This window comes from Bdellovibrio bacteriovorus (genome assembly GCF_025558485.1).
GTDB classification, from domain to species: domain Bacteria; phylum Bdellovibrionota; class Bdellovibrionia; order Bdellovibrionales; family Bdellovibrionaceae; genus Bdellovibrio; species Bdellovibrio bacteriovorus_G.
Map to the genome: position 1 here is coordinate 456368 of NZ_CP102930.1, position 25936 is coordinate 482303.

Consider the following 25936-nt stretch of genomic DNA (forward strand, 5'->3'; position numbering starts at 1 on the left):
AAACACTGTTTACAAACCTCAATTGACCGGCACAGAGCCCCTGAAATAGCTTGAGCGCATGGAAACACAGACTTCAGAACCTGCAAATGATGCGATCACCCTGCTGCGAGAAGAACTGGCGCGCAGAAAAGAACGTAACAGCAGCTATTCGTTGCGGGCCTTTGCCCACAGCCTTGGCATCAGCCCCGCACAATTGTCCCAGCTTCTTTCCGGAAAGCGCAACTTCACATCCGAAGTTCTGGGACAGATCGCAAAAAGCCTGCACATGTCACCGGAAGATGAACGCTCTTTGCTAACGCAGACTCTTTTACATAAAGTTCAAACCCCTCCGATTGAACGTGCCAAGCGCCAGTTGCAGGAAGATGAATTCCGCGTGATTTCCGAATGGTATCACTTCGCGATTCTGAGTCTTGGTAAAATCCGCGGCGCCAAAGCGGACCCTTACTGGATTTCAGACCGTCTGGGAATTTCCGTCAGCGAAGCCCGCACTGCCTTGGAACGCCTGCGCCGTCTGGACATCATCGAAGACGGCAAACTGTTAAAACAAAAAATCGCCCCACTGAATGTGGTCAGTGACGTCCCCTCCCGCGCGATTCAGGCTTACCACCAAAGTATTCTGCAAATGGCACTGGAAAAAATACCGCAAGTGCCTTTGGAAAAAAGAGACTATTCCGCCATGACCTTTGCCGCCGATCCCGCCAAAATTCCGCAGGCACGAAAAATGGTGGAAGAGTTTCAGGACCGCCTTGCAGATTTTCTGCAAACCCCGAATTCAAAAGAAGTTTTTGTTATCGCCTGTCAGTTGTTTTCACTTGAAAGGATTCAATCATGAAAAAGTATTTTATCGTCTTTCTGCTTCTTGCCTCCTGCGCCAGTAAAGATCTGGCAATCAAAGGCGAACCGCTTCCCGCAACGGACCCTGCGGATCAAAGCAATCCCTATAAAATGGATGTTTCTGCCGAAGTGATTCAGGAATATTCTGATGACTACAACCTGCTTTTGCAGATCAATTTCCGCAGCCGCGACGGAAAATGGGTGCGCGTGGATAATGCCGACTTTGACCTGACAAATTCTGACAACGAGCCATTCAACATTATTGTCGGCAAGGATCTGGTAAGCTGGGCTGAAGCCAAATCAGAAGAACACCGCATGAACCACTACAACAAAAGTATGGGTGTCGGACTGACCGCCCTGACCGGTGGTGCCCTTGTCGTTGCCGGGATTTTGTCAGACAGCGATGCACTGACCGCCCTGGGAGCTGCTGCTTATGGAGGAGCTGCCGTTTACTCGCTAGCCAGTGACATCCAGCAAAGAAAAGCTGTGGTTCAAGGTGTGCCTAAAGTTCCAGAGACACATTTGTATTCTCCGTTCACAGTTCCCTCCATGAGCCTGACCAAGCGCTGGGTGCTGATCAATGTTCCCAGCGGGCGCATCAGTAAGGTGGCCAATCTGAAGTTAAAAACAGTGGAAGGCCAAAACCTGCAATACAAACTGACACTGGCGAGATAGATTATGAAAAAGCTTATTCTCGGCCCTCTTCTAACGATTTCTCTGACGGCTTCAGCCAGTGGCAACCGGGTTGGCAATGGCGGCGATGTTGTGACCTGCCCTGCACAAACGGAACTGCTGGATTTCTATGAATCGGACCTGAAGCTGCAAAATTTCGACGGCAAAAACAGCTATCGTGAAATTGCCGGGGATGTCCTGAAAAATCTGGCTCGTTTGAGTCCTGTTCAGGCGCGCAACTATCAGCGACGCCTCAGTCAATTTATTGACGAAAGTGATTTCAAAGCTGACGTGACTTTGACGAACATTCGGGATTCCAAACATCTGTTCAAGCCCAAAGACGAAACGTGCAAAGTCCGGCAGATTGCGATCCGCCGGCAAGACGCCTCGTCCGTATCCAAACGTTTTCTGGTGGATCAGGATTTGTGGAACAAGCTTTCTGAACGCAGCAAGGCCGGTTTGATCCTGCACGAAATCGTGTATGAGCACTTTTACAAACTGGGCGAGGACAACTCGATCAAAGCCCGCAGTTTGAATGCTTATTTGTTCAGTGAACAGGCGCAGAATGCAAAACCGGCAGATTACTGGAAGATCATTCGCGAGATGAAAATCCCGCTGTATCAGTAATTGGCCATACGGCGGCGTTTGACTTCTTCCATATAGAAGTTCTTTTCAAAACGACGATAGGATTCCAGACGGACCTCTGATCCCAGCGTCGTTTTCATGCGAGTCAGGGTCTGACCTTCCAGCTCACGCATTTTTTCAATACCCTCTTTGATAAAGTCCGGATGGATCTTCGTGCGTTTTTCAGCCAGCTCTTTCACCAAAGCACTGGACGCAGAAATCACCTGAATGGACTTGTCCTCGTCCACTCTCCAGGTCTTCAGCAAGTAGGCGGAGGCTGCCTTGTAAAGCTTTTGCTGGAACTGCGCATCCGTGTAGATATCCAGATAGTTTCGGGTATAAATGACTGCATCGGTATAAGTGTCCTTGACCTCATCCGCCTGCGCCGGATTAAAGCGGCGTTTTTCCAGTTCATCCTGACGTTTCTTGGCCTCATTGCTGACCATCGTCTGCATCGGTGTCTGGTCACGGATAACCTTGTTTATCACAACCTGACTGACGAAGTAACCAATGGCTCCCATGGCAAGTCCCATAGTGACCCAGCGTACTTTTTCATTCTTGCGCTTTTTCATCAGATCAACAGGCTTTTCCGTCATCGAGGACTGGGACAGTGTCGCCACTTTTCCTTCGATGGCTTCGGTGATGTGATTTTCAACGGACTGGGAAATGTTGCGCCATTTTTCAGGCTCCATCAACATCACGACTTCTTTTTCGATCGCAGAATGGATTTCTTTGACCATCGAGGACTTTTTGCGAATCACGTCATCCAGCAGGTCTCGTTCCATTTTCTGCATCTTTTTCGACATTTCCAGACGTAATTCTTCCAGACGCTCTTCTTCCGAACGGGCCATCTGGCTTTTTTCTTTTTCCAGTTTTTCGTTCAGGAAAATCTTCTGGGCGTCGTATTCCTTAAACAGATGTGTTTTCTTGCTTTCGATATCGTGCACATCCATGGTCAGATGCGCCTGTTTTTCCTGCAAGGACTTCAAAGAAGCCTCCAACAAGGCCTTTTGCTTTTCCAGATCCGCATGTGTGGTCTGAAGCTCTTTCAACAAAGCCTGCCCTTTTTCCACCTGACTTAGCAGGTCGGAGTTGTCGGTGCGGGTTTTATTCAAATCTTCAGTGACCTTTTGCAGCTCCGCCGTACGAGCCGCGACGTTTTCCAGAAGCTCATTTAGAACCGTTTGCTTTTCACTGCTGACGGACTGGATCTCTGAAACCTTCTGTTCTGCGGTTTGAATCATCTGTTCTGCTTCGGCTTTGGCCGCCTGAACCAAATCCTTGTTTTCGTTGCGAATGCGTTCAGATTCTTCACGCAGGACCGCTTCAGATTCACGGATCTTTGCACTGGATTCCTCCAGCATGCGTTCCGCATCCTCTTTGGCATTTTGCAAAGTCAGTTGAATTTCCTGCTGGGACTTTTCCAGATCACCGCGAATACGAGCCTGGGTTTCCTCGATCTGCAATTTGGAAAAATCCAGAATGCGATCAGCCTCCTCGCGTGTGGTCTTCAGCAGTTCCTGACTTTCCTGACGAGCCAGATCCCGGCCACTGGCCAGAGCCTCATCCTTCATTTTTTCAGCGGCCAAAGTTCCTTCGGAAACAATTTCCTCGGCATCTTTTTTGGCTTTCTGACGAAGGCTCTGCACGTAGGAATCCACTTCCTCACGCAGTTCCTGCGCCATGTTGCGCGCTTCATGCAACAGGGTCTGCCCCTGCTTCTGGAAGTCCGTCAGAATGGCATCGGCTTCCTTGTGCGCTTCGGCCATGCGCGCCTGATAGAAGATTTCCGCCTGCGCCTGAGCTTCCCGGGCTTTTTGATAGATCACCTGCACACGCTTTTCAGCCTGGGTTTCCCCTTCCAGAATAATCTGGGCGGCTTTGCGCTTGGCTTCATGAAGAATTTTTTCAGCCTGGAAAGGCGCCATGTTCGGCGCAGGCATGGCCACCGTGGCTTCCAACGGAGCGTCCTCACCTTCTTCTTGTGGCGTGGGCTGATAAGACGGCTCCGGTTCTGGTTCAGGTTCAGGAGCAGGTTGTTCCAGCTCCAGATCCACATTCAGAATATATTCAGAGCGGCCCAGTTGAATACGGTCGGAAGGCACCACATTGACAGGAGTCCCCTGCACGATACGGGTGCCATTGATATAGGTTCCATTAGAAGAGTTTTTATCCTCGATCCAGATCTGGTTCCAACGACGGCTGACCACCACATGAACGCGGCTGATGTTGGTGTCGTTCAAGGACAAGTCACAATCCAAAGATCGGCCCATGGTGAATGAATCTTTATTCACCTCACGGCTTAACACCTGATCCTTCCTATGGATTGTAACTATGAACTTATTCAATTATTAAGCTCCCCGGGAAACAACCGCAGTCTTTCCAATCTCCTTGTTGAGTGCATCTTCGGCCAAAGCTTCAACAGCATCGCGGTGCTCATCAAAAGGACGTTCATGGGCTGGGTATTCATTGTTGTCACTGCGGTACCATAGAAGGTCCAAAGCACTTTCAAAACGATCCACCATTGAAACATAGGATCTTTCCGGGGACAGAATCACGTTCGTCACGTGCGCCATCAACGAGAAGATAATACCCGCGATGGAAGTTTTCATCGCAAAGGAAATTTCATGAAGGAAACGATCCATGATGTTTTTGGTGTTTTCCAGATCCTGCAAATTCATTGTACCCAGTTCCTGAAGACCACCGGCGATACCGATGAACGTCCCCAGAATACCCGCCACAACAAACAGACCCGGCAAAATGGAAATCAAATCATTCATCCCCACCATCGGGAAAATGCCAAACACACGGTTGAAACAAGGATTATGTTGCAATGTCGCCTTGGTGATATTCAACAGCTTTGGATTTTCATCCGTCCAGCGCAGGAACTTTACCTGCTTCAGGATGTCCTTCACCAACCAGGCGCACCCCTGACGAACCAGGAATACCCGGTCACTGGTGGCCATCACGGAATCCGGCTTGCGGCGTTTCATACGGTCACGGATTTCAAACACTTCGTAATAAGTTCTTTCCAGGGTTTTTTTCGTCAGAACATAGAAAGACACGTTTTCAACTTTGCCGGGCACTTCAGCCTCGATAAAGCGATTCACGCGTTTTTCAAATTCCTTGGCAAACCATTCATGGCGGCGAACTGTGTAATAGATCACAGAACGGAAGAACAGACCGACCAGAAAGACGGCTGCCATCGCATACGGCAGACCTATAATAAAATATTCAGCTAATGCCTTCGTTGTCACAACCCACCCCTTTTATTTCTTTTGATCCATATTAAAGCGGATAATAACCCGCTGCGCTTTTTTACAGTCGTTCTGACGGCAGAATTCCGCGGCAGAAGCGACATTGCGGTTTTGCACTTTCATGACCTCCAGGAAACTTCGTCCTGAAACCTTCATCAAAGACAAAAGCTCGCGCTGATGTTCAAATCGCATGTTCCCTTCATCCAGCATGTAGCTGAAGATGGAATTTGCACGACGGTAACTTAAATCCATGTTGTATTTCAAAGCGGCCTTGTCTGCCGGCTTCGCACTTTGCGGGTCCACGTAGCGACCTTGATATGTCGGTGACGCAAAACCGATGATCTCCACCGCAGAAATCTTGTCTGAAATTTTGGGATTGCCAAACAATGAACGGGAATAGATCGGCATGGCTTTTTCCAGCACACCCTTCATTTCATGTTTCAGGCGGTCAGAGTCACTGTCAAAATAAGCCTGACCGAAATCCAAAACCACATCACCCGTCTGCATGTCGATGTCCGCTTTGATCCCCGCCTTGGCAAAACCTTTTTGGATTTCTCCGGCAACAGATTTACGAGCTTCGATTTCCGCACGCGCCTTGGCCAACTGGCCCTGCGTATCGCTCAAAGCACCCTGCAAGGCATTCTTCTCCTGAAGCAAGCCGGCTTGTTGTGCAGCGAAGCCACGTTTCAACGCACCTTTTTCAGCTTCAAAGCCTTCCTGCAAAGCCGCCACTTTCTTAGCTCCACGAGCCCGCTCGTCTGCCAAGCCGCTTTCCAATCCTGCAATTTTAGCTGCGGCATCGGCTTTCGTGCGGGAAAGCGTCCCAGCCAGATGAGTCGCTTCCTCTTCCTTCTGAGACAACAACCCCTGAGTTTTGGAAAGTTCGCCCTGAACCTGACCCAACTGCACATTGGCCTGATTCAACTGCGCCTGATACTGGGCATTGACCTGATTAAGCTGTGCCACCTTCTGGTTTCCTTCAGCACGGGCCTGCGCCATTTTTTGTTCAAATAACTTTTTGGAAAGCTTGTTGGCTTTGTACGCCCCACGCAATTCAGTAAGACGTTTATGCAACTGTGCCTGGGTTTGTTCGATCTTTTGTTCACCCTGGGCAATCAACTGCTTCTTTTGCAGAATGTCCTTGTTCAGGTCAGCAATCTGACCTTCCTGCGTTTCAATTTCAACGTCCTGTTCCTTGATCAGGTCGTCACGATTGATGATCTTGGCTTTGGCCATCTTGTTGGCATTAAGAACATTGCGCACCATCTGCTGGTACTTATTCAAGGCTTTGACTTTTTCGCCATTTTCACGCGCTTCCTGAATCAAACGGTCTTTTTCCGTTTTGGCGTCTTCTTGCAAAAGGGTCAGCTTGTCCATCAGCTCCTGATATTCTTGCATTTCATCCTTCGGAGCTTGGTTTGCAAGGTATTCATTTTTGACGGATTCGTACATCTTCAACTGACTTTGCAGTTCTTCCACTTTCATCGAAAGCTTTTGATTTTCCACCTGACCACGCAAAGCATCGGTTCCGGTACGCAGACTGGATGTCACGTACAACAAAAGGAAAATCGTACTTAAACCCAGGAATAAATCCGAGTACGACGTCCAAAAGCTGTCGCTCGAATGTTCTTTGTTTTTCTGGTAATTAAACGACATACCTACGCACCCCACCTGCATTTAAGAATAACAGCGTCGATCTTCTTTTCGGTGGATCAAAAACAGAATTGAGTGTTTTTCTTTCGAGGAAAGTGCCGAAGCTTTCGACACTACGGAAGGCTAGTTGGTGCCTTTTGAATCTTTCTGACTATTCTTTTTCCACGGACAGTGGCGACAGCCTGAACCACAGCACTGCCCGCGCTTCAAATGATAAAAAGCGGTGAAAACCGTATAACCTGTTTCGGGATCGATGTAGAAATCCTGTTGCGATTCACAGGCCTGATCGTGAAGTTCCTGTAGAATTTGTTCAGAGTTTTTTGGGTGTCTCATCTTAAGCCGTTGGTGTTTTTTCCGGCTTTACCTGGAAATTCGGGACGTCAGGTCAGAAAGACGGATGCCCTGAAGGTATTGCATGGAGTTTGTCTCCATCCCGTCAACAACCTCGCACATCAGCTTTTTCATTGAACAACTGACCACACAGTTTTTATTGGGATCTTTGTCAGGAGTGGCAATCAGTCGCTTTTCAGAAATGGCGATATAGACGTCCTTCAGGGAAATCTCTTTCGGGGTTTTGGCCAGCTTCACGCCGCCGGATTTTCCTTTAAAAGAGGTCAACAGCCCCGCTTCCACCAGCTTGGAAATCAAGCGACGGATCACCGTGGGGTTGGTTCGGATGCCCGAAGCCAGCTCCTCGGAGGTCATGAGCTCACCCTTGTGATAAGCCAGGGCGGTCATAATATGGACTGAGACAGAAAATCGTTGGTCAACCATGGATATACTCTACCCCAAGCCTTAAAAATAAACAACCGGGCTGAATTATATGAACCTTTCTTTAAATGTGCTTTTTATAGTTGCATTTAAAACCAAGACCCCTCATAATGTGCTCATATCGGTTACATTATATAGGAGACCCTCCCGATGACTCATAAAACTCTTCAAGATGCCCTGGAATGGCGTTATGCCACGAAAAAGTTCGACCCGAGCAAAAAGATCTCGGATGCGGACTGGGTACAACTGCGCAACTCTTTGACCTTGGCCCCCTCCTCTTACGGCGTACAACCCTGGAGATTCCTGGTCGTGGAAAATCCTGAGGTGCGCAATCAACTGAAACCTGTTTCCTGGAATCAAACTCAAGTGACTGATGCCAGCCACTATGTGGTGTTCCAGTATAAGGAAAAAATTGATCCGGAGTTCGTGCAAAAATTCATCCAGCGTGTCGCCGATGTCCGAGAGACCTCCTTAGAGTCCCTGGACGGCTACAAAAATATGCTGATCGAAAATCTTGTGAAGGCGCCAGAGGAAAAAATCCGCGTATGGTCTCAACGTCAGGCCTATATCGCGATGGGTTTCCTGCTGCAAACAGCAGCCCTTCTGAAGATTGATGCCACCCCGATGGAGGGCTTTGATCCCGCGGCCTATGATAAAATTCTGGGTAACGAAGGCTCAGGCTGGAAAACTGTGGCCACGGTGGCTTTGGGGTACCGCCACAGCGAAGATCCTTTGCAGCATCAAAAAAAGGTCCGCTTCGCTGAAGCAGACCTTATTCACTACGTAAAATAACCTTTCAACTTCCGCTGCTGACCTGAACTGGCAAGGTTCCCCCAAAAGACACTTTGCCATTTTATCTCGGCAGCGGACCTCCTTTATAAACAGAATTCAACGCAGCAGTTGGGGTGTTGAATTCTGTTTACTGCAGTTGCCAGCCTGGTGATTCACATACTTGCAGCGACAGAGCTCGCCAACGTTCAATGGCGGGCTCTCCTTTTTGAGCCAGAACCTTATCCAGTTCCAGCAATGACGCGATCGTGATGTCGGATGCGCCGTCACCACGATAGAAAAGACCATACACCTGTCTGACAGCCTCTGCCGTCGGGGCTGCCGGGCGATTCGGAATCTTTTCCAAAATCGCGTTCACGCCTTCGTCCATGCCCAGAATATTTTCACAGAACTGCACACGGAAAGATTCCCGCACAGTATTGCCATCCACTTTGATCGGCAGATTGGAGTTGGAAATATCCCCGCCGCAATCCCGCCCGGAATAGCTGTCGTAAGGATTGCATCCCAGTCCATACTGAGCACCGCGATTGATAATCCACTGATTCAACAGCCCCTCCAGATTCGGAACAGGGCCACCGGATGTCGTGAAAATTTCCCGCATCAAAGCGGCAACATAGTCCCGGTTCACCACCTGCACTTTTTGCGTCGGCAGAACCACATCTTTTTGCGGAGGATGATTCTGATCACTGCCTCCGGTTGAACCCATATCCAGATTCAAGGATGACTGATCTAGAACAGCAAATCCGCCCATCTGACCGCAGTTTTGATAAAACTGGGTCATCACCAGTCCAGTGACAAGCAAACCAAAAATCTTGTATCTGTTGCTGGCTAACATCAACCACCTCATACGATTTTCGCCGCTTTCAAAACCTGCAGATCGTTGCCGCTTAAACGCACCAACGGTTCTGCTAAATTCTCATAAGGATTTTTCGTGCGCAGCAAAGCGGCCACTGTCGATGCCGCCATTGTTGGCGACGGCATGCCCTTTTGATTGTAACCTTCAATCGGTGCCGCACGACCCTGCGTTCCGGTATAACCACCACCATGACCAGACTTATAAATATTGCCGACCACGAAAGGACCTTTTTGAATTGCACCGGAAAATGCACTGGTCACCAACTGGTTAAATCCGTGGTCACTGCCCGAACCATTTGCACGAGCCGTGCGATTGAATTCAGATATCACCTGAATAACAGTTTCAGACCACAAATCCGCACCGTTGACTTTACTTTTCTTTAACTGATCAATCAGCTCCAGCATCCCCGCGCACAAGGCCCGGTAATAGGCTGTCGTGATCAACACTCCCGGAATAGATCCGGTTTCGTGCATGTCCTTGATGGCAACATGATTGCCGGTCACGCCATTGGCCGCATCCTTCATCATCAAGCCCGCCGGATCACCCATTTGCAGATTCATTGTGCTGACCAGTCCTTCTTTCAGAACATATTCAGCCAAAGCAAAGCCTTCAGCCAGCGCTCCCGGACAAGTCATGGTTTTAATGGAATCACGCAGATCCGAATTCGCACTGATCGTCATCCCACGATTGCCATCGGCCACGTGCACGCGCCAGTGTTCGTTCTGTGCAGAAATCATCGGCACATCATTGATCCCAACCAAACCCTGCTGGCGCAGGCTGGCTTCCATCAGATTGCGATAGCGCGCAACTGCACCATCCCAGTAAGCACCAATATTGCCGATGCCCTTTTTCATCAGTGCTGAGGCATTGGACAGATTTTTCCCCAGAATTGTGGCCCCGGCAAAATCAGACTGAGCATAAGCACGTAAACGTGCCTGCGCCAGTTCAAAGGCCTCTTGATTGCGCTCTTTCAAAGAGCGTCCTTTAACTCGTCCGCCCTGTGGACCACCGAAGCCTTCCAGCAAAGAGGTCAGGGGATTGCCCGTCAGCTTGTTCAGGGCCTTTCCATTCATCGAAGCGTAGTTGCCATAGGCACCGCGATCCGGCCACTCGATGGCTTCAAAAGTCTTCTTGGAATAATCGGCGGCCAGCCCCATTAAAGATGCCACTCCACCGACCGGAGCCTGTTGGATTGTGGCATTAAACAAATGCCCGTCAAACCCCGTTCCGAAACCACGAACCACCAGCATGTGATTCAAAAGCTCCGTCAAAGCGCGACTTCCCGCCGATGTCGTCACCGCATGGGAAAACATGTGCGGAACCATGACGCCGTTATAGTTAAACGTGGCATACTCAGTTCCCACCACCCGGCCCCCGGAAGAGACAAACTTGGTGGCCACCATCGGATTGTAATCCAACTGCGGGTCGGAAGGATTCGTGCGCATCCACGCATCAAACGTGTAGCGCATCGGTCCGCCCGCCATCAGGATATTGATATAATTTCGCGAGCCCTCAGTGCCATTGGCTTCGGCCTGGGCCTTGTGAATAAACCCGGTGCTTAGGACATTCATCAGACGCTCAAAGGGTGTCAGCGCCAAAGCAGTTGATGCCCCGACGACAGCGCCACCGGCAATAAAGCCTCTTCGTGTCAGATTGTTTTCGTCCCCCATAATCCCCCCGGATTATTTTTCGCGATAGTTCACATCGCTATAGTACTTGGAAGCCATGATCCGTTTCACCAATTGGCGCACAGACTGAGTTTGTTGAAGCTCATCCCCCAGAGATTCAATAAACTTGCGATCCTCAATGGCCTCTTTTGACAATTGCATATTCAAAACTTCATTGTTGGGATTGGAACGGTCATACAAAGCCACCGTGATCCCAGTGAAATACTGGAAGTATCTCTTCGCAGCACAATAGTAATAGTCCTTTGTTTCGCTCATCGCGAGCCCCAGCCCGCCAATGCCATTGACGGACCTGTCAATAAGCTGACCTGTCATCGAACGGAAATACAAACGACCGTTCGGAGTTTGACGGTGGAAGTTCGCCACAGGCTCCGACGGCCAGCCGCTGACAGAAGCGATTTCAGGACGATAAGTCGTCAAATGCAAAGCCGCTTTGGCATGGGTACGAGCTCCGGCAGAAAACTCGGCATAATCCGAATTTCCCACAACCACATTGCGAGCCGTATAAGCCATCGGGTCCAAAGTCGCATGGCACATCACGCAGCTTCCAGAGTTTCGGAAAGGCGCAGAGGAATTCCCCACCACATACTGCGTGATATCGGATTCACGTAGCGCCGGAAGCTGGGCACACAGGAAAGATTCCATATTGGTCTGTGACCAGCGGCGTGGAACCTTGGTGGTGCCGTTGGCTTCAAGGCCCCGACCATGCCCATAGTTCAACATCAGATAGATCGGCGAGCCCAAAACCCCGCCGCCCAGATTCTTCAGCATATCAAAGCTAAAGTTCAAGCCCGGCTGATCACTGGCGCGCTTGTCAGCACCCAACGGTTGCAGTGACAGGTTGGGAACCACGGCGGTTTCCGTGGTAGTACGAATCCCCACCAATTCCCCAGTTTCAATTCTGGGTAAATTCATAAAGATGGAATTTGTCGTGTCTGAGTTCCCGTTAAAACCGCCACTTAAAGCGCGGAAGTGGAACAGGTTTTCATTCAAACCACCATTGTTACCATAACGACGACGGCCCGGAAAATCCACAGTCCAGCCAATTGAAGCCCGCACACGCGCATCATCTTCTCGCAAGGCGCGAACACCCTGATTGGCTGTGATCACATCAGAATATTTTGAACCACGCGCGAACATCGCACGGGTTAAAGCCAGACTGGGTTCAGTGGAATCATAAATATCCACGGTTCCGCGGGACATTTCTTCACTGTATTCCTGAATTTGCTCCATGGTGTTGGAAGTAAACCAGGTGCGATGGAAATTATAGAATGTATTAAGAACTGAACGTGCTTCCTTGTCTGAACGATGAACTAACGGACCACTGCCATCCAATTCGGCCTTGTCCAGCAAGGCATTGCATGCATCCAACGCATGCATTTTCCCGGAGCGAATCTGCGCCATCGTGGCATGACCCAACGGCACCGGCTTCCCGGTCAAATGGGAGTAACATCGATTGTATAAGCCGACCTCGCTCATTTTCTGCGAATAAGCAGGCCCTGCCAAAAACAGCAAGCTTATGGATAGATATTTTAACACGGTCATTCCCCCATAGAAGTTTCCGCGACTCTTCTATCTTATCGGAGGATTCCTCGATAGCGCGACCGGCATTCTCAATACAAGACAGCTTAGTCGGTCAAATTTTCATTAAGCTGTTCCGGGGGAACACCCGACCGCCTCAAAAAGGTACGGACTTACTTGTGGTAGTGCATTCGCGTCTAACGCAGAAGCACTACCACAAGTAAGTCCGTACCTAAGAAAAAACCCGCTGGGACTAGCAGCGGGTTTTTTGAGTTTTCGATTTTTGTGGGTCTTATTTGATATCCTGCAAGGATACAGAAACCATCGTGGAAACCCCACGCTCTTGCATCGTCACGCCGTACAACTTACCAGCCACTTCCATGGTGTGTTTGTTGTGGGTAACAACGATGATCTGAGAACGTTTTGCCATCTCACGAACCAGGTCGTTGAAACGGAAGACGTTGGCGTCATCAAGTGGAGCGTCAACCTCATCCAGCAAACAGTATGGAGAAGGTTTCACCAGGAAGATGGAGAACACCAGCGCCACCGCCGTCAGGGCTTTTTCACCACCCGACATCAAGGACACGTTTTGTGTCTTTTTGCCCGGAGGACGCGCCATGATCTCGATACCCGCTTCGCCTTTTTCCTCGTTTTCGATCAGGGTCAGATTCGCCTCACCGCCACCGAATAGAACCGGGAATACGCGAGTGAACCGGTCATTCACTAGGTCAAACGTCTCTTTAAAGCGCTTGGAACAGATTCTGTTGATACGATCAATAACTTTACGAAGCTGCTCTTTGGCTTCTGTCAAATCAGCGTGCTGTTTTGTCAGGAACTCATAACGTTGAGCTGTTTCTTCGTACTCTTCAATCGCAGACAGGTTGACTTCACCAATTTTAGCCAGCTTTTCACGCAAGTCTTTCAACTGAGCGTCCGCCTCAAGGAAGTCACCTTCACGGTCCGCGTATTTTTCAATAACGTCCGGAAGATTCAGCATGTAACGCTCACGGATTTGATCGATGAGGTACTGCTCTTTCATCTTGGCTTGTTCCAGTTTTAACTGGGAATCATTCATTTTGTGCTGTCTTTCGTTGCGCGCGCGCTGAGAAGACATAGCCTGATCTTCAATCTCGCGGGCACTTTCGGACATCACTTCATATTCGTCTTTGGTACGGCCGACTTGCAGTTTCAACTGCTCAACTTCGTCCAACAGACGTTCAAATTCAATTTTCTTTTCTTCCAAAGCCATCTGGCTTTCAGTCATTTGAGAATTGTACCCTTGAGCTTCTTCACTCATACGAGTCAACTGGCCGTCCAAATCATTCAAAGACTTGGTCACCATTTCAAGCTGTCTCAGGACACCTTGGTATTCCTGAGTTTTGGAAGCGGATTTCACCTGAAGTTCAGTCACTTCAGCCTGCAGACCGTCAAAGCCCTGACGGGTGCTGTTCAACTCTGTGTTCAGAGTCTCAACTTCCATCTCCAAAAGAACTTTCTTCTCGCGAGCTTCCAGCAACGCCTGATTCAGTTCTTCCAGTTTGGCTTCCTGAACTTCAACTTGTTCAGTGATCTTTTTAAGTTCGCGCTCTTGTCTTTCCACCGCTGTTTGAGCGTTGACCAGTTCGTTTTCTGCGCGTTCCAGATCCTTACGAAGTTCAGTGACTTTGATTTCTTGTTCAATTTTGCGTTTTTGCGCGCCTTCGAAGTCATTCAGAACGTTTGCCAGCTGCTCTTCCGTTTTCTTCAGAGCGGCTTGTGCCAACGCCAGTTTCCCTGCGAATTCGTCTTTCTTCTCGGACAATTCCTTGATTTCACGACGACGCTTCAAAACGCCAGAATCTGCGGATTCAGAAGAACCACCTGTCAAAACTCCGTCAGCTGTCAGGGTGTCCCCGTCAACAGTCACGAAAGTCCAACCCTCGTAACGAGGACGCAAAGCCAAAGCCGTGCGGATGGAATCAACAATCGCCACGCCATCCAACAGATAAGCCACAGTGTTCTGGAACTTGTCAGCAGACTTAACCACGTCTTTTAGAATCGCCTGAACACCAGTTTCAGAAACTGGAGCCTCTGCGCGGTTCAGACCTTTGCCATTGTCATTTGCAGACAAGAAGCTGGAACGACCGGATTTGTTTTCTTTCAGGTGAGTGACCGCATCCATCGCGATATTTGCGTCGGAAGAAAGAAGCATTTGCAGGCGAGAACCCAGCGCTGCTTCCATAGCCACTTCATATTCAGCCGGAACTTCCACAACCTCAGAAACCGGTTGGAAGTGAGTCACCACAGAACCGTCCGCCATCATTTCCTGAGTGCGGGTTTTCTGCCACAACATGACCTGCTTCACTCCCTCTTGGAAACCTTCAAAGTTGTTTTGCAGGTTTTCCAAGCCGTACAAGCGGGATGCCACTTCGTTCAAACTGTCTTTGAATTGTTCCACTTCCGCTTTTTTAACTGCCGCGGAATCCATCAGGATCTTTTTGTTGGCCTCGAAGGAATCCACATCGTTCGCCAGATCCAATTGCATCTGACGTTCTTTATCAAGTTCGTTGAAGACCTTCTTGCGACGGGCTTCAAACTCCACTTGTTTTTCGCGAAGTTCATTCAGAACCAGTTGTTCGTTGTCCTGGCGCTCGGTGATGTCAGCGATTTGTGCTGTCAAAGAATTCACACGGGCATCCAAAGAGGACTCGGACTGACCCACGGCGAACAACTCACGACGTTTGGTCGTCAGTTCCTCATCCACAACAGAGATGCGAGAATTGGAGTTTTGGAAGATGTCGTTTTTCTGAGCGAAAGTGGCCGCCAGTGTTTCAGCTTCCTCTTTCAGTTCAGCAACCTGTTCGTCCAACGCCGCTTTATCGCGAGTCAGAAGCTCTTTACGGGCTTCTTGTTCCTGCAGGATGGTGCCGGTCATTTGTTCGTTACGACGGGCCTGTTCGATTTCAAAACGAAGTTCCTGGATTTCCATTTCCTTCTTTTGAACCGTGGACTGTTTGTCGTGGAACTGAGTTTGCTGTTCTTCCACCATTTTTTCTTTTTCAAGAATTTGCAGTTTCAGAACTTCCAGTTGGCCCTGCAAGGTAGAAAGGTTTGTTTCGCCTTCCACTTCCATGCTTTGCGCTTCGTTGAAGATCGCCTGAGCTTCATCCGCGGCACGCTTTAGCTCAATGTACTGAGCTGAAGACAACCACAGATCCAGGTCTTCAATTTGATTTTTAATATTGCGATAGCGTTCCGCACGTTGAGCCTGTCTTTGCAAGGAATCGATCTGACGTTTCAACTCGCCGATGATGTCCTGCAAACGCACCAGGTTCTGGTCCGTGGAAATCAATTTACGCTGGGATTCTTTTTTACGAGCTTTGAACTTCGTGATACCCGCAGCTTCTTCGATAAGCATACGACGGTCTTCAGGTTTCGCAGTGATGATCTTACCGATCATACCCTGAGCGATGATAGAGAAACCTTTGGCACCGGCACCGGTATCCATGAAGATTTCCTGAACGTCTTTCAAACGTGCAGGTTCTTTATTGACGAAATATTCACCCTCACCGCTTCTGTACAAGCGACGGGTTACCATGATCTCGGAATGCTTGATGTATTTGGCAGGGAACGCGCCCCCGTCATTTTCCAAAGTCAGAGAAACTTCGCACATCCCCAACGGCGCATACCCCTCAGCACCACCGAAGATAACGTCCGTCATTTGGGAGCCACGAAGGTCCTTGGCAGACATTTCACCCATGACCCACATAAGTGCGTCAACGATGTTGGACTTACCGCAACCATTAGGTCCGACGATACCCGTGATACCAGCATCGAAGTGGATCACTGTGCGGTCTTTGAATGACTTAAAACCAATCAGTTCAATCTTTTTAATTCTCAAGGTATATTCCCCTCTTGAGTACTTCCCCTCAAACACAAGCCCAAGGTCTAGCTAGACCAAAGACCATTAGAATTTCGCGAGTGTTGGGAGTCATGTCAACCATAGCCTCTTAAAACCACCCGGTTCGCTGAAAACTTAAGCAGACTTACAATCCGATTTACATGTCGCGTTGAGGAAAGGTGCCTGGTGATTTTTTCTGCTGCGCCGTAGCTAGAAAAAATCACCAGGCACCTTTTCGGGAAATGAAAAACGGCGCGCCGAGGGGATCGGTGCGCCGTTGATTATTCTGAACTTAAGAAGGATTTCAGATTACATGCACTGTACTGTTTGACCTTGCAAGTTCTGAAGTACAACACCTGATGGGCAGTTGTAAGTCACACCGCAAGTGATCTGAATACCCTGCCAGTAGAATGTCTGACCTTGGCAGCTTACTACAGAGCCCACACCCGTACCTACACCTGTTGTGCAATAGTTTTGTGGAACTTGCTGACCAGTTGAAGTCTGCACACAGTAACCATACTGATTGATGGAGTAACCTGTTGCCACACCCGTGTTCGCACAAAGAGTGTTTGCCACTACCGCGTTGTTCACATCACGACATTGATACGTGGAATACCCATTCTGATAACTATTGTTGTAGCAGTAAGAATTATCCACCTGCGTGCTTGTTCCATTGTAAGAGTTTACCTGGAAGCAGCGATAGGCCGTCGTCGTAGTCGTGGAACCACCACCACTGTCTTTGCTACAGTTTACCAAGCCAACAGTCATTGCTGTCAGCGCCAAAGCTTTCATCATCGTCAGAATATAGTTTTTGATTTTCATAAAATTTGTTCCTTCTCTATGCCTATCCCTAAAGCAAATCCACAGCCACATCCGGACCAATGAGGAATCCAACTTAGATTTCAAGGAGTTACACAACCATGTAAGAAAGAAGGAGCAGATTCAATCTGTATGATGCCTAGACAGTGACGACAATTGTCGTTTTGAAAACGCTTTAATCAGCGCTCGATTGTTCCACAATGAAACAAACAACTTAGCACTCTGGAGGAAATCTAGACACTCCCAAAAGCGAGGTTGGCGAAGGCCAAACTCGCTTTTGCATTTTTAAGCCCCGCTTGAAGATGCTTTAAGCTTCCGGAGTCGGTCGAGACAGCTTGCGTGCAATCAGACGGCAGGCGACCTCCATCGGATCGCTCCAGGCCGCAGGACGATCACTTAATAAAGACACCACATCTTTTCGCCCAAACACCCGTGCTAAATCCAAGGCAGTCATGCCATGCGGATTTTTAAGATCTGTCATCGCCCCCTGCGATAACAATAACTCCACCACCCGCACATGACCTTTAAAGCAGGCTCCCATCAAAATGGAATTCCCCATCTCATCCAGGGAGTTCACATCCGCACCATGTTCAATCAGAAGCTCCGAAGCATGTTCTTGATCGTGATAAGCCGCCAGCATCAAAAGCGTGTGCCCTTTGTGATTGCGAATTTCTATGTCGCCTCCAAACGCCAGATACTGCCGCAAGGCTTCGCAGTTGCCACTGCGAGCTTCTTCAAAGATCTGCGGCTCCATGACCATTGTTCTTTTATATTCTTCCCAGGTTGGCATATCGAACTCCTTTAATTAATGATGAGAAGACGCCTGCTCTGCATCCGTGTACACCTTAAGCCCCATCAGCTTGGCCAGCCCCAATCCATAATCCTGATGAACCCGCATAAAGACATCCACCTGACGACGCACGATTTCTTCCGGCACATGGCCACCTTTCATGTGCTCTGCAATATTGTTCAACAGTTGATTCTTCTGATCGGGCGTCATCAGATTGAACAAAGCCCGGCACTGGGAATAATCATCATTGCCTTCACGATGGTTGAAGCGATCCATCACCGGATCATCCAATCTAAGTGGCGGCTCCCGATACTGTTCCTGCTGAACCGGGCCACCATAAGAATTTGGCTCATAGAAAGCGTGATGGTATTCCGGAAGGTCAAAGCGCATGGCCCCGTCCAAGTGATAGTGATGAACTTCCACTTTGGGTTTATTCACTGGCAACATTTCATAGTGGGTCCCAATGCGGTAGCGATGAGCATCGGCATAAGCAAAGGTGCGCGACTGCAACATCTTATCCGGCGACCACGAAATCCCCGGCACCATGTTGTTGGGGTTAAAGGCGGCCTGTTCGATCTGCGCATGGTAATTGACCGGATTGCGATTCAGTTCAAAGTGCCCGACTTCAATCATAGGGAAATCCCCGTGCGGCCACACCTTCGTAAGATCAAAGGGATTGTAAGGCGTTTTCTTCGCCTGTTCTTCCGTCATCAGCTGCACATAGAATTTCCAGCGCGGGAAGTCCCTGGCTTCAATCGCGTTGTACAGATCCTCCTGATGGCTTTCGCGCGTTCGCCCTACAAGTTCGGCAGCTTCGTGATTGCGCAGATTACGGATGCCCTGTTCCGTTTTAAAATGGAATTTCACCCAGTGGCGTTCACCCTTTTCATTAATAAATGAATACGTGTGCGAGCCAAAGCCGTGCATGTGCCGGTAGCTTGCAGGCAGTCCTCGATCCGAAAACAGAATCGTCACCTGATGACAGCTTTCCGGGCTGAGTGACCAAAAATCCCACATCGCTGTCGGGCTTCTTAAGTTGCTGTGGGGGTCACGTTTTTGTGTGTGAATAAAATCCGGAAACTTATAGGGATCGCGTACAAAGAACACTGGGGTGTTATTGCCAACCAGATCAAAGTTACCTTCCTCGGTGTAAAACTTCATGGCAAAACCCCGCACGTCGCGTTCGGCATCGGCAGCGCCTCTTTCCCCCGCCACTGTTGAAAAACGAATCAGCATGTCGGTCTTTGTGCCTTTTTTAAGAAACTTGGCGCGGGTGTATTTACTAATGTCGTGGGTGATCGTTAAAACTCCAAAAGCACCGGAGCCTTTGGCATGAACCGATCTTTCCGGCACACGTTCTCGATTTTGATGGGCCAGCTTTTCAATCAGTGCCACGTCCTGCAAAACCAACGGACCTCGTGGCCCTACCGTCAAAGAGTTTTGGTTATCCGCCACAGGAGCCCCTGCGGTCGTTGTCAGACTTTTCTTCGTGCGAGCCATGATGTATCCTTTCGTGAATTTAAATGACTCACTCAGGATAATAAAAGCGCGAAGTCGTGATGAATGTGTATTTTAGAGTTCTGTCGTCTGACGGCACCAACCGGGCAATTCATGTAAAAAAACAACCCTGGCCTTTGGCACTCTTACTTCACCCAGTGAATAAAAAAAGGCCCTCCGTGATGGAGGGCCTTTTCATTTTCTTACTTAGTGCAATTTCTTACCCAGCAAAGCGGCCCGAGCCGCTGCCAGTCTGGCGATAGGCACACGGAACGGAGAGCAGGACACATAATCCAAGCCCACGCGGTGGAAGAATTCGATAGAATCCGGGTCACCACCATGTTCACCGCACACGCCGACTTTCAAATCCGGCTTCGCACGGCGACCCAAGTCCACACCCATTTTCACCAAAGACCCAACACCGACCTGATCAATCGACATGAACGGATCTTTTGGCAGAATGCCCTGAGAAACGTAAGAACCCAGGAAACGACCCGAGTCATCGCGAGAAAGCCCCAAAGTCGTCTGAGTCAAATCGTTCGTACCAAAACTGAAGAAGTCTGCATGTTCAGCGATCGCATCCGCAGTCAGGGCGGCACGAGGAAGCTCAATCATCGTTCCAACTGTGTATTCGAACTTCACGTTCTTTTCAGATTGAACCTTCTTCACTTCACCAATCGCCTGACCACGCAGGACATCCAGCTCTTTGTCTGTCGCCACCAGCGGGATCATGATTTCCGGAGCCAGTGTTTTACCTTCAGAGATCAACTGCGCTGCCGCTTCGGCAATCGCGCGCACTTGCATCTGATAGATTTCCGGGAACGTGATCGCCAAACGGCAGCCACGATGACCCAGCATCGGATTGAATTCATGCAAAGATTTTACTTTCGCACGCAGACGTTCATAGTCCGTGTTCAAACGCTTCGCCAGCTCTTTGGTTTCTTCATCTGTGTGAGGCACGAACTCATGCAATGGCGGGTCCAACAGACGGATTGTCACTGGCAGGCCATCCATAACCTTGAACAAGCCATAGAAGTCTTCCCGCTGCATTGGCAACAATTTCGTCAACGCCTTTTCACGGTCCGCTTTGTTATCAGCAATGATCATCTCACGAACAGCATCAATGCGATCCGCGCCAAAGAACATGTGCTCGGTACGGCAAAGACCGATACCTTCCGCGCCGAAGTTGCGCGCTGTTTGTGCGTCTTTTGGAGTGTCCGCGTTCGTGCGAACTTTCAACTTACGAATGCCATCGGCGATTTTCATGATGCGCTCGAAGCTGCCATCCAGTTTCGGTTCAATGGTTTTCACTTCACCCAGGAAAACTTCACCAGTGGAACCATCCAAAGTGATCACGTCGCCCTTCTTAAGAACGTACCCTTTCACTTTCATGGTTTCGTTACGGTAATCGACCTCGATGTCACCACAACCCGCCACACAGCACTTACCCATACCACGCGCCACAACTGCCGCGTGAGAAGTCATCCCCCCACGAGTCGTCAGGATCCCTTGTGCGGCCACCATACCGGCGATATCTTCCGGAGACGTCTCAATACGCACAAGAATAACTTTCTTGCCTTGTTCTTTCCATTCAACCGCTTCTTCGGAAGTGAAAACGATTTGACCGTTCACACCGCCCGGAGATGCTGGCAAACCTTTGGCCAAAGTGGTTTTCGCGGCCTTAGGGTCCAACGTCGGGTGCAGCAACTGATCCAAAGCTGCCGGATCAAGGCGCAGGATGGCTTCATCCTGCGTGATCAACTTTTCATCGATCATATCGCAGGCAATCTTCAATGCTGCAGCTGCCGTTCTTTTTCCATTGCGAGTTTGCAGCATCCACAAAACACCACGTTCAATTGTGAACTCGATGTCCTGCATGTCACGATAATGACCTTCCAATTTTTTATAAATATCAACAAGCTGACCGTAAGCCTGTGGAAGAGCTTCTTCCAGAGACATTACTCCCGCAGCCGCCGCAGCCACCTTGGTAATCGGTTGCGGAGTACGGATACCCGCCACCACATCTTCACCCTGGGCATTGATCAGGAATTCACCGTAGAAAGCCTTTTCCCCTGTGGACGGATTGCGCGTAAACGCCACGCCTGTTGCAGAATCATCACCCATATTTCCGAAGACCATGGATTGAACGTTCACGGCCGTTCCCCACGCTGCCGGGATTGAATGCAGTTCACGGTAAGTGATCGCACGCGGGGTATTCCATGAATGGAAGACCGCAGAGATCGCACCCCACAACTGATCCCAAGGATCTGCCGGGAAGGACTGACCTGTCATCTGATGAACCAGATCTTTGAATTTTTTAACAAGAAGTTTCAGATCATCCACCGTCAGCTCTGTATCAAGCTTGTAGTGTTTTTCCTCTTTCATGTCTTCCAAAGTCACTTCCAGAAGAGACGAATTCATGCCCATCACCACGTCCGAATACATTTGAATGAAACGACGGTAAGAATCCCAGGCAAAACGAGGGTTGTTAGAGGACTTCGCCAAACCTTCCACGGTCTGATCGTTCAGGCCCAGGTTTAGAATCGTGTCCATCATGCCCGGCATAGAAGCACGAGCGCCGGAGCGAACGGAAACCAACAGCGGATTGGCCACGTCGCCGAATTTTTTGCCGATTTTAGTTTCCACTTTTTTCATGGCATCCAAAACAGAAGGACGAACCCATTCTGGCAACTTACCACCGGCTTCATAGAAGTGAGCACAGATCTCTGTGGAGATCGTAAAGCCCGGAGGCACTGGAATACCCAGAGAGGTCATTTCCGCCAGATTGGCGCCTTTGCCTCCAAGGATGTTTTTCATTCCCGCATTGCCTTCGGAATCACCGGCAGCAAAGAAGTACACGAACTTCTGAGGAATAGTGGATTTGGTCGTTTTATTTTCAGAGTTTACATTCTGGTGCATTAGTCTCCCCCACCGAAAAGTAAATTTATCGTCTATACGATGTAATAAAACATCGCTAACCCCTTAATATCAATGAAATTTATTGGCGCACCGAGGCTCTGTTTAATAGAGCTAAGATTCCACCCTCCGGGGGTGTGGATGTCCCCGGAAAAGCTTTCATTTATCGAGCACTTAGGCATTTTTACAAGCTGACACAATACTGACACATTCCTGACGCCAAGAAGCCGCCGGACATGCTAGAAGAGCGCATTCACAAAATCCAAAGGAGAAAACCATGAAAACGCTTGCGTTCGCTCTGACCCTTCTTGCTGCCAGCTCGTCTTTTGCCTTCCCAACATGTACTCAACTGGAAGCTCAAATGCTTGCTCAGGTAGCCTCTGTGGAACCTGTTTCTGAAACTCAATGCCGGGTAAAAATGGCCTGGACCGGGAACTGGATGTTCAATCCTTCTTACGTTTGCCCTTTGGATATCGACGAAGCCAGCTCTTTTGGTGTGATCACTTCCTGCAACTACAAAGTTGGCGATCAGATTGACGGCATTGTCTATCGCAATGTCGATGGCAACCCGGCGGAACTGTCCCAGTACTAAATACATCTATGTGATTTTTGAATAATAACTTGATTCTTATTCACTTACCAAAAATCACAGCGGTTGTTACAAGCCTATTCGTCATCACACATGGGGAGTTATTAAATGAAAAAGTTTATTTTAATTCTGTCTTTATTCGCGGTTTCCACTTCTTTCGCCAAGGGCCAAAAGCTGGAAAACCTGAAAGAGCTTTGTGCCTTGGAAGCCGAGCAGGAAGAAGACTATGAAAGCATCTTTGAAGAGCTGAGCACTTTGGACATCAAGGAAATCAACTCTTTGACTGCGTTTGAACTTGAACTGGTGAATGCTCACCTGGTGCAGGAGGAATACACTTCCAAAGCCATGACTTTCGCGGAAATCAAAAAATTCTTCTCTCAGGAAGGCGAACAGCCTTTCAATGACCTTTACATCATCACTTTCAAATCCAGAGTGACCGGTCGCACTTATATTCAGGTAAAAACCTGGCCGGGCGACAATCCTTATGGACTGATCTTCGATGCTAAAACGGGCAAAACTCTGGCTCATAACGGCGACGACAGCATCGTGCTTCTGACTCAGAACGGACCTTATTCCTGCTGGAGCCTGAACAAGTAGTTTTCCGAAGGACAATTGGAAATAAAAAAGGGAGCGTTGACGCTCCCTTTTTTATTATTTTCTGCTTCAGCTTACGGGCCGACAGGCCCTTCAGCTCTGCCCCTGACGGGACTTCAGCTCTGCCCCTGACGGGACTTCAGCTCTGCCCCTGACGGGACTTCAGCTCTGCCCTGTCGGGCCTGACGGGACTTCAGCTCTGCCCCTGACGGGACTTCAGCTCTGCCCCTGACGGGACTTCAGCTCTGCCCTGTCGGGCCTACTGATTGAAAGTCTTCATTTTCGCTGCGATGTAAGCACCCAGTTGGGAAATCGCCACACGTTCTTGGGTCATTTTGTCACGGTGACGAACTGTAACAGCCTGATCGTTGATGGTGTCAAAGTCCACTGTCACACAGAATGGTGTACCGATTTCGTCCTGACGACGGTAGCGCTTACCGATAGAACCGGATTCATCCAAAGTCACATCAAAGTCTTCCGCCAACTGGTCACGAACTTTGTCGGAAATGGACGTCAGTTCTTCCTTCTTAGACAAAGGCAAAACAGCCACTTTGTACGGAGCGATTTCCGGGTGCAAGCCCAGAACCACACGCACGTCCTCTTTACCTGCGTCGTCCGTGGTGATTTCCTCGCGATAAGCATCACAAAGGAAGGCCAGGAACAAACGATCACAGCCCACAGCTGTTTCGATCACGTAAGGGATGTATTTCTTTTTGTTCGGCTCGTCGAAGTATTCCAGACTTTTGCCAGAGGCCTTCATATGCTGAGTCAAATCGAAGTCGGAACGATTGTGGATACCTTCCAGCTCAGAGAAGCCCATTGGGAACTTGTATTCCACGTCCACCGCCGCACGCGCATAGTGCGCCAGCTTGTCGTGGTCTTTGAATTTCAAATTCTCCGGTTTGATACCGAACTTGATATAGAAATTCCAACGACGCTCTTTCCACTCGGTGAAGAACTTTTCATCTGTGCCCGGCTCTACAAAATATTGCATTTCCATCTGTTCAAATTCACGCGTGCGGAAGATGAAATTCCCCGGAGTAATTTCGTTACGGAAGGACTTACCAATCGCCGCGATACCAAATGGAATCTTATAGCGAGAGGACTGCTGACAGTTCAGGAAGTTCACAAAGTGCCCCTGAGCCGTTTCCGGACGCAGATAGATCACGCTGGCAGAATCCTCCAAAGGACCCATGTGGGTTTTGAACATCAAATTGAAGTTGCGTTCTTCAGACAGGTTTTTGCTGCCGCAGTTCGGGCATTTTTTCTCGTTGATATAAGAATCCGTGTTATCCGCACGGAAACGAGTTTTACAGTCTTTGCAATCCACCAATGGATCAGAGAAACCATCGACGTGACCAGACGCCTTCCACACCGTCGGATGCATCAGGATCGCCGCATCCAAGCCCACGATATCCGGGCGACGGGTCATGGCGTTCCACCATGCGCGTTTTACATTGAGCTTCATCAATGAGCCCAGAGGACCATAATCCCAGCAACTTGCAAGACCACCATAGATCTCACTGGATTGAAAAACAAAACCACGACGTTTGCTGAGGCTGACAAGAGTATTGAGGTCCTCACAATGCTTAATTTTCATACAGAACTCCACAGGTTGGGTTTCAAGTTAATATGGGGTCTAGAACCAGTCAAGAAATCAGGGTCCTCCCTTGCCTGAGGCCGGGTCCTCGGAGAAGCTATTCCTATGCAGTGCATCCGAAAAAGCTTCTACCTTCTGACCCTTTTTTTGAGCCTTTCCATCCCACAAGCGTCTGCGGAGTCCGTGGCCAAATTCGTGACTAACGAGGAAAAAATCCGCGAGGAAATGATCGTCATTTCCCGGGAACTGGGTGTCACCTGCAATGCGTGCCATAATGTTCAGAACTTCAAGGCTGACGATAAAAAAGCCTTCAAAATCAGCAAAGAGCATATGAAGTTGACTCAGATGCTGAGAGACAACGGCTTGGATGGGAAAAAAGGTCCGAAAGCGACCTGCTATATGTGTCATCGTGGGAAAATGATGCCCGACTACAAAGAGCCTGCTAACGCAAAGGCTTTCTAAGTTTCCTCTATTTTTACAGAAAAAATCCCTCTTCCATGAACCTCGTCCGCCACTCTTTCGTCTAAAGTGACATGCCTTCCAGTCCCCAAGTTGACTCTCGCGCCACATGGGGAAAAATGAATTGTGC

The 25936-nt window shown here is 49.2% G+C and carries 21 protein-coding genes; 7 read left to right on the forward strand and 14 right to left on the reverse strand.

What is annotated here, in order from left to right; genetic code table 11:
* The first annotated feature begins 58 nt into the window (after positions 1–58).
* From EZJ49_RS02385 to EZJ49_RS02395, 3 genes are read left to right on the forward strand one after another with little or no spacing between them, the layout of a single operon-like run.
* Complete coding sequence (locus tag EZJ49_RS02385; protein ID WP_262553995.1) at positions 59–832, forward strand: TIGR02147 family protein; 774 nt, start codon at positions 59–61, stop codon at positions 830–832.
* Positions 829–1509: a hypothetical protein gene (locus tag EZJ49_RS02390; protein ID WP_262553997.1), complete on the forward strand. Its 681-nt coding sequence runs from the start codon at positions 829–831 to the stop codon at positions 1507–1509. Before EZJ49_RS02385 ends, EZJ49_RS02390 begins: the two co-directional genes overlap by 4 nt.
* 3 nt (positions 1510–1512) lie before the next feature.
* Positions 1513–2133 (forward strand): hypothetical protein, encoded by a 621-nt coding sequence (locus EZJ49_RS02395; protein ID WP_262553999.1) that lies wholly within the window; start codon positions 1513–1515, stop codon positions 2131–2133.
* Here the strand turns inward: EZJ49_RS02395 and EZJ49_RS02400 are convergent.
* From EZJ49_RS02400 to EZJ49_RS02420, 5 genes are all read right to left on the reverse strand, one after another.
* Complete coding sequence (locus tag EZJ49_RS02400; RefSeq protein ID WP_262554001.1) at positions 2127–4478, reverse strand: FHA domain-containing protein; 2352 nt, start codon at positions 4476–4478, stop codon at positions 2127–2129. The genes EZJ49_RS02395 and EZJ49_RS02400 overlap by 7 nt on opposite strands.
* 3 nt (positions 4479–4481) lie before the next feature.
* On the reverse strand, positions 4482–5387 hold the full coding sequence (locus EZJ49_RS02405; RefSeq protein ID WP_262554002.1) for a hypothetical protein: 906 nt from the start codon (positions 5385–5387) through the stop codon (positions 4482–4484).
* Between the two features lie 12 nt (positions 5388–5399).
* Positions 5400–7043, reverse strand: coding sequence for a microtubule-binding protein (locus EZJ49_RS02410; protein WP_262554003.1), 1644 nt, complete (start codon positions 7041–7043; stop codon positions 5400–5402).
* Positions 7044–7163: 120 nt separating this feature from the next.
* The gene (locus EZJ49_RS02415; RefSeq protein ID WP_262554005.1) at positions 7164–7373 is read right to left on the reverse strand and encodes a DUF5522 domain-containing protein; all 210 of its coding nucleotides are present in this window, start codon (positions 7371–7373) and stop codon (positions 7164–7166) included.
* A gap of 27 nt (positions 7374–7400) precedes the next feature.
* The gene (locus tag EZJ49_RS02420; RefSeq protein ID WP_262554007.1) at positions 7401–7814 is read right to left on the reverse strand and encodes an RrF2 family transcriptional regulator; all 414 of its coding nucleotides are present in this window, start codon (positions 7812–7814) and stop codon (positions 7401–7403) included.
* A 147-nt stretch (positions 7815–7961) separates the two neighbouring features.
* Between EZJ49_RS02420 and EZJ49_RS02425 the strand changes: the two genes are divergently transcribed.
* A complete protein-coding gene (locus tag EZJ49_RS02425) occupies positions 7962–8603 on the forward strand; it encodes an NAD(P)H-dependent oxidoreductase (RefSeq protein ID WP_262554009.1) in 642 nt (213 codons plus the stop codon).
* Positions 8604–8730: 127 nt separating this feature from the next.
* Here EZJ49_RS02425 and EZJ49_RS02430 read toward each other — a convergent pair whose 3' ends face one another.
* The 8 genes from EZJ49_RS02430 to ppdK form a co-directional block, all read right to left on the reverse strand.
* Positions 8731–9435 (reverse strand): hypothetical protein, encoded by a 705-nt coding sequence (locus EZJ49_RS02430; RefSeq protein ID WP_262554011.1) that lies wholly within the window; start codon positions 9433–9435, stop codon positions 8731–8733.
* An 8-nt stretch (positions 9436–9443) separates the two neighbouring features.
* Positions 9444–11126 carry a hypothetical protein gene (locus EZJ49_RS02435; protein ID WP_262554013.1) on the reverse strand — a complete coding sequence of 561 codons (1683 nt, stop codon included), beginning with the start codon at positions 11124–11126 and terminating at the stop codon, positions 9444–9446.
* Between the two features lie 12 nt (positions 11127–11138).
* On the reverse strand, positions 11139–12686 hold the full coding sequence (locus EZJ49_RS02440; protein WP_410468745.1) for a hypothetical protein: 1548 nt from the start codon (positions 12684–12686) through the stop codon (positions 11139–11141).
* Positions 12687–12954: 268 nt separating this feature from the next.
* The gene (gene smc / locus EZJ49_RS02445) at positions 12955–16542 is read right to left on the reverse strand and encodes a chromosome segregation protein SMC (protein ID WP_262554017.1); all 3588 of its coding nucleotides are present in this window, start codon (positions 16540–16542) and stop codon (positions 12955–12957) included.
* A gap of 309 nt (positions 16543–16851) precedes the next feature.
* Complete coding sequence (locus EZJ49_RS02450) at positions 16852–17364, reverse strand: hypothetical protein (protein ID WP_262554019.1); 513 nt, start codon at positions 17362–17364, stop codon at positions 16852–16854.
* Positions 17365–17668: 304 nt separating this feature from the next.
* Complete coding sequence (locus EZJ49_RS02455) at positions 17669–18151, reverse strand: ankyrin repeat domain-containing protein (protein WP_262554021.1); 483 nt, start codon at positions 18149–18151, stop codon at positions 17669–17671.
* 15 nt (positions 18152–18166) lie between these two features.
* Entirely contained in the window at positions 18167–19651 is a 1485-nt protein-coding gene (locus tag EZJ49_RS02460; RefSeq protein ID WP_262554023.1) for a catalase, read from the reverse strand.
* 204 nt (positions 19652–19855) lie between these two features.
* Entirely contained in the window at positions 19856–22567 is a 2712-nt protein-coding gene (gene ppdK / locus EZJ49_RS02465; RefSeq protein WP_262554025.1) for a pyruvate, phosphate dikinase, read from the reverse strand.
* Positions 22568–22841: 274 nt separating this feature from the next.
* On the opposite strand from ppdK, the gene EZJ49_RS02470 reads away from it, so the two are divergent.
* Together EZJ49_RS02470 and EZJ49_RS02475 are read left to right on the forward strand one after the other, a co-directional pair.
* A complete protein-coding gene (locus EZJ49_RS02470; RefSeq protein ID WP_262554027.1) occupies positions 22842–23156 on the forward strand; it encodes a hypothetical protein in 315 nt (104 codons plus the stop codon).
* 105 nt (positions 23157–23261) lie between these two features.
* Positions 23262–23750: a hypothetical protein gene (locus tag EZJ49_RS02475; RefSeq protein ID WP_262554029.1), complete on the forward strand. Its 489-nt coding sequence runs from the start codon at positions 23262–23264 to the stop codon at positions 23748–23750.
* Between the two features lie 256 nt (positions 23751–24006).
* Here the strand turns inward: EZJ49_RS02475 and EZJ49_RS02480 are convergent, their stop codons facing one another.
* Positions 24007–25347, reverse strand: coding sequence for a glycine--tRNA ligase (locus EZJ49_RS02480; RefSeq protein ID WP_262554030.1), 1341 nt, complete (start codon positions 25345–25347; stop codon positions 24007–24009).
* A gap of 105 nt (positions 25348–25452) precedes the next feature.
* Here EZJ49_RS02480 and EZJ49_RS02485 point away from each other — a divergent pair, with 105 nt between their 5' ends.
* Positions 25453–25809 (forward strand): photosynthetic reaction center cytochrome c subunit family protein, encoded by a 357-nt coding sequence (locus EZJ49_RS02485; RefSeq protein WP_262554032.1) that lies wholly within the window; start codon positions 25453–25455, stop codon positions 25807–25809.
* The last annotated feature ends 127 nt before the right edge of the window (positions 25810–25936 follow it).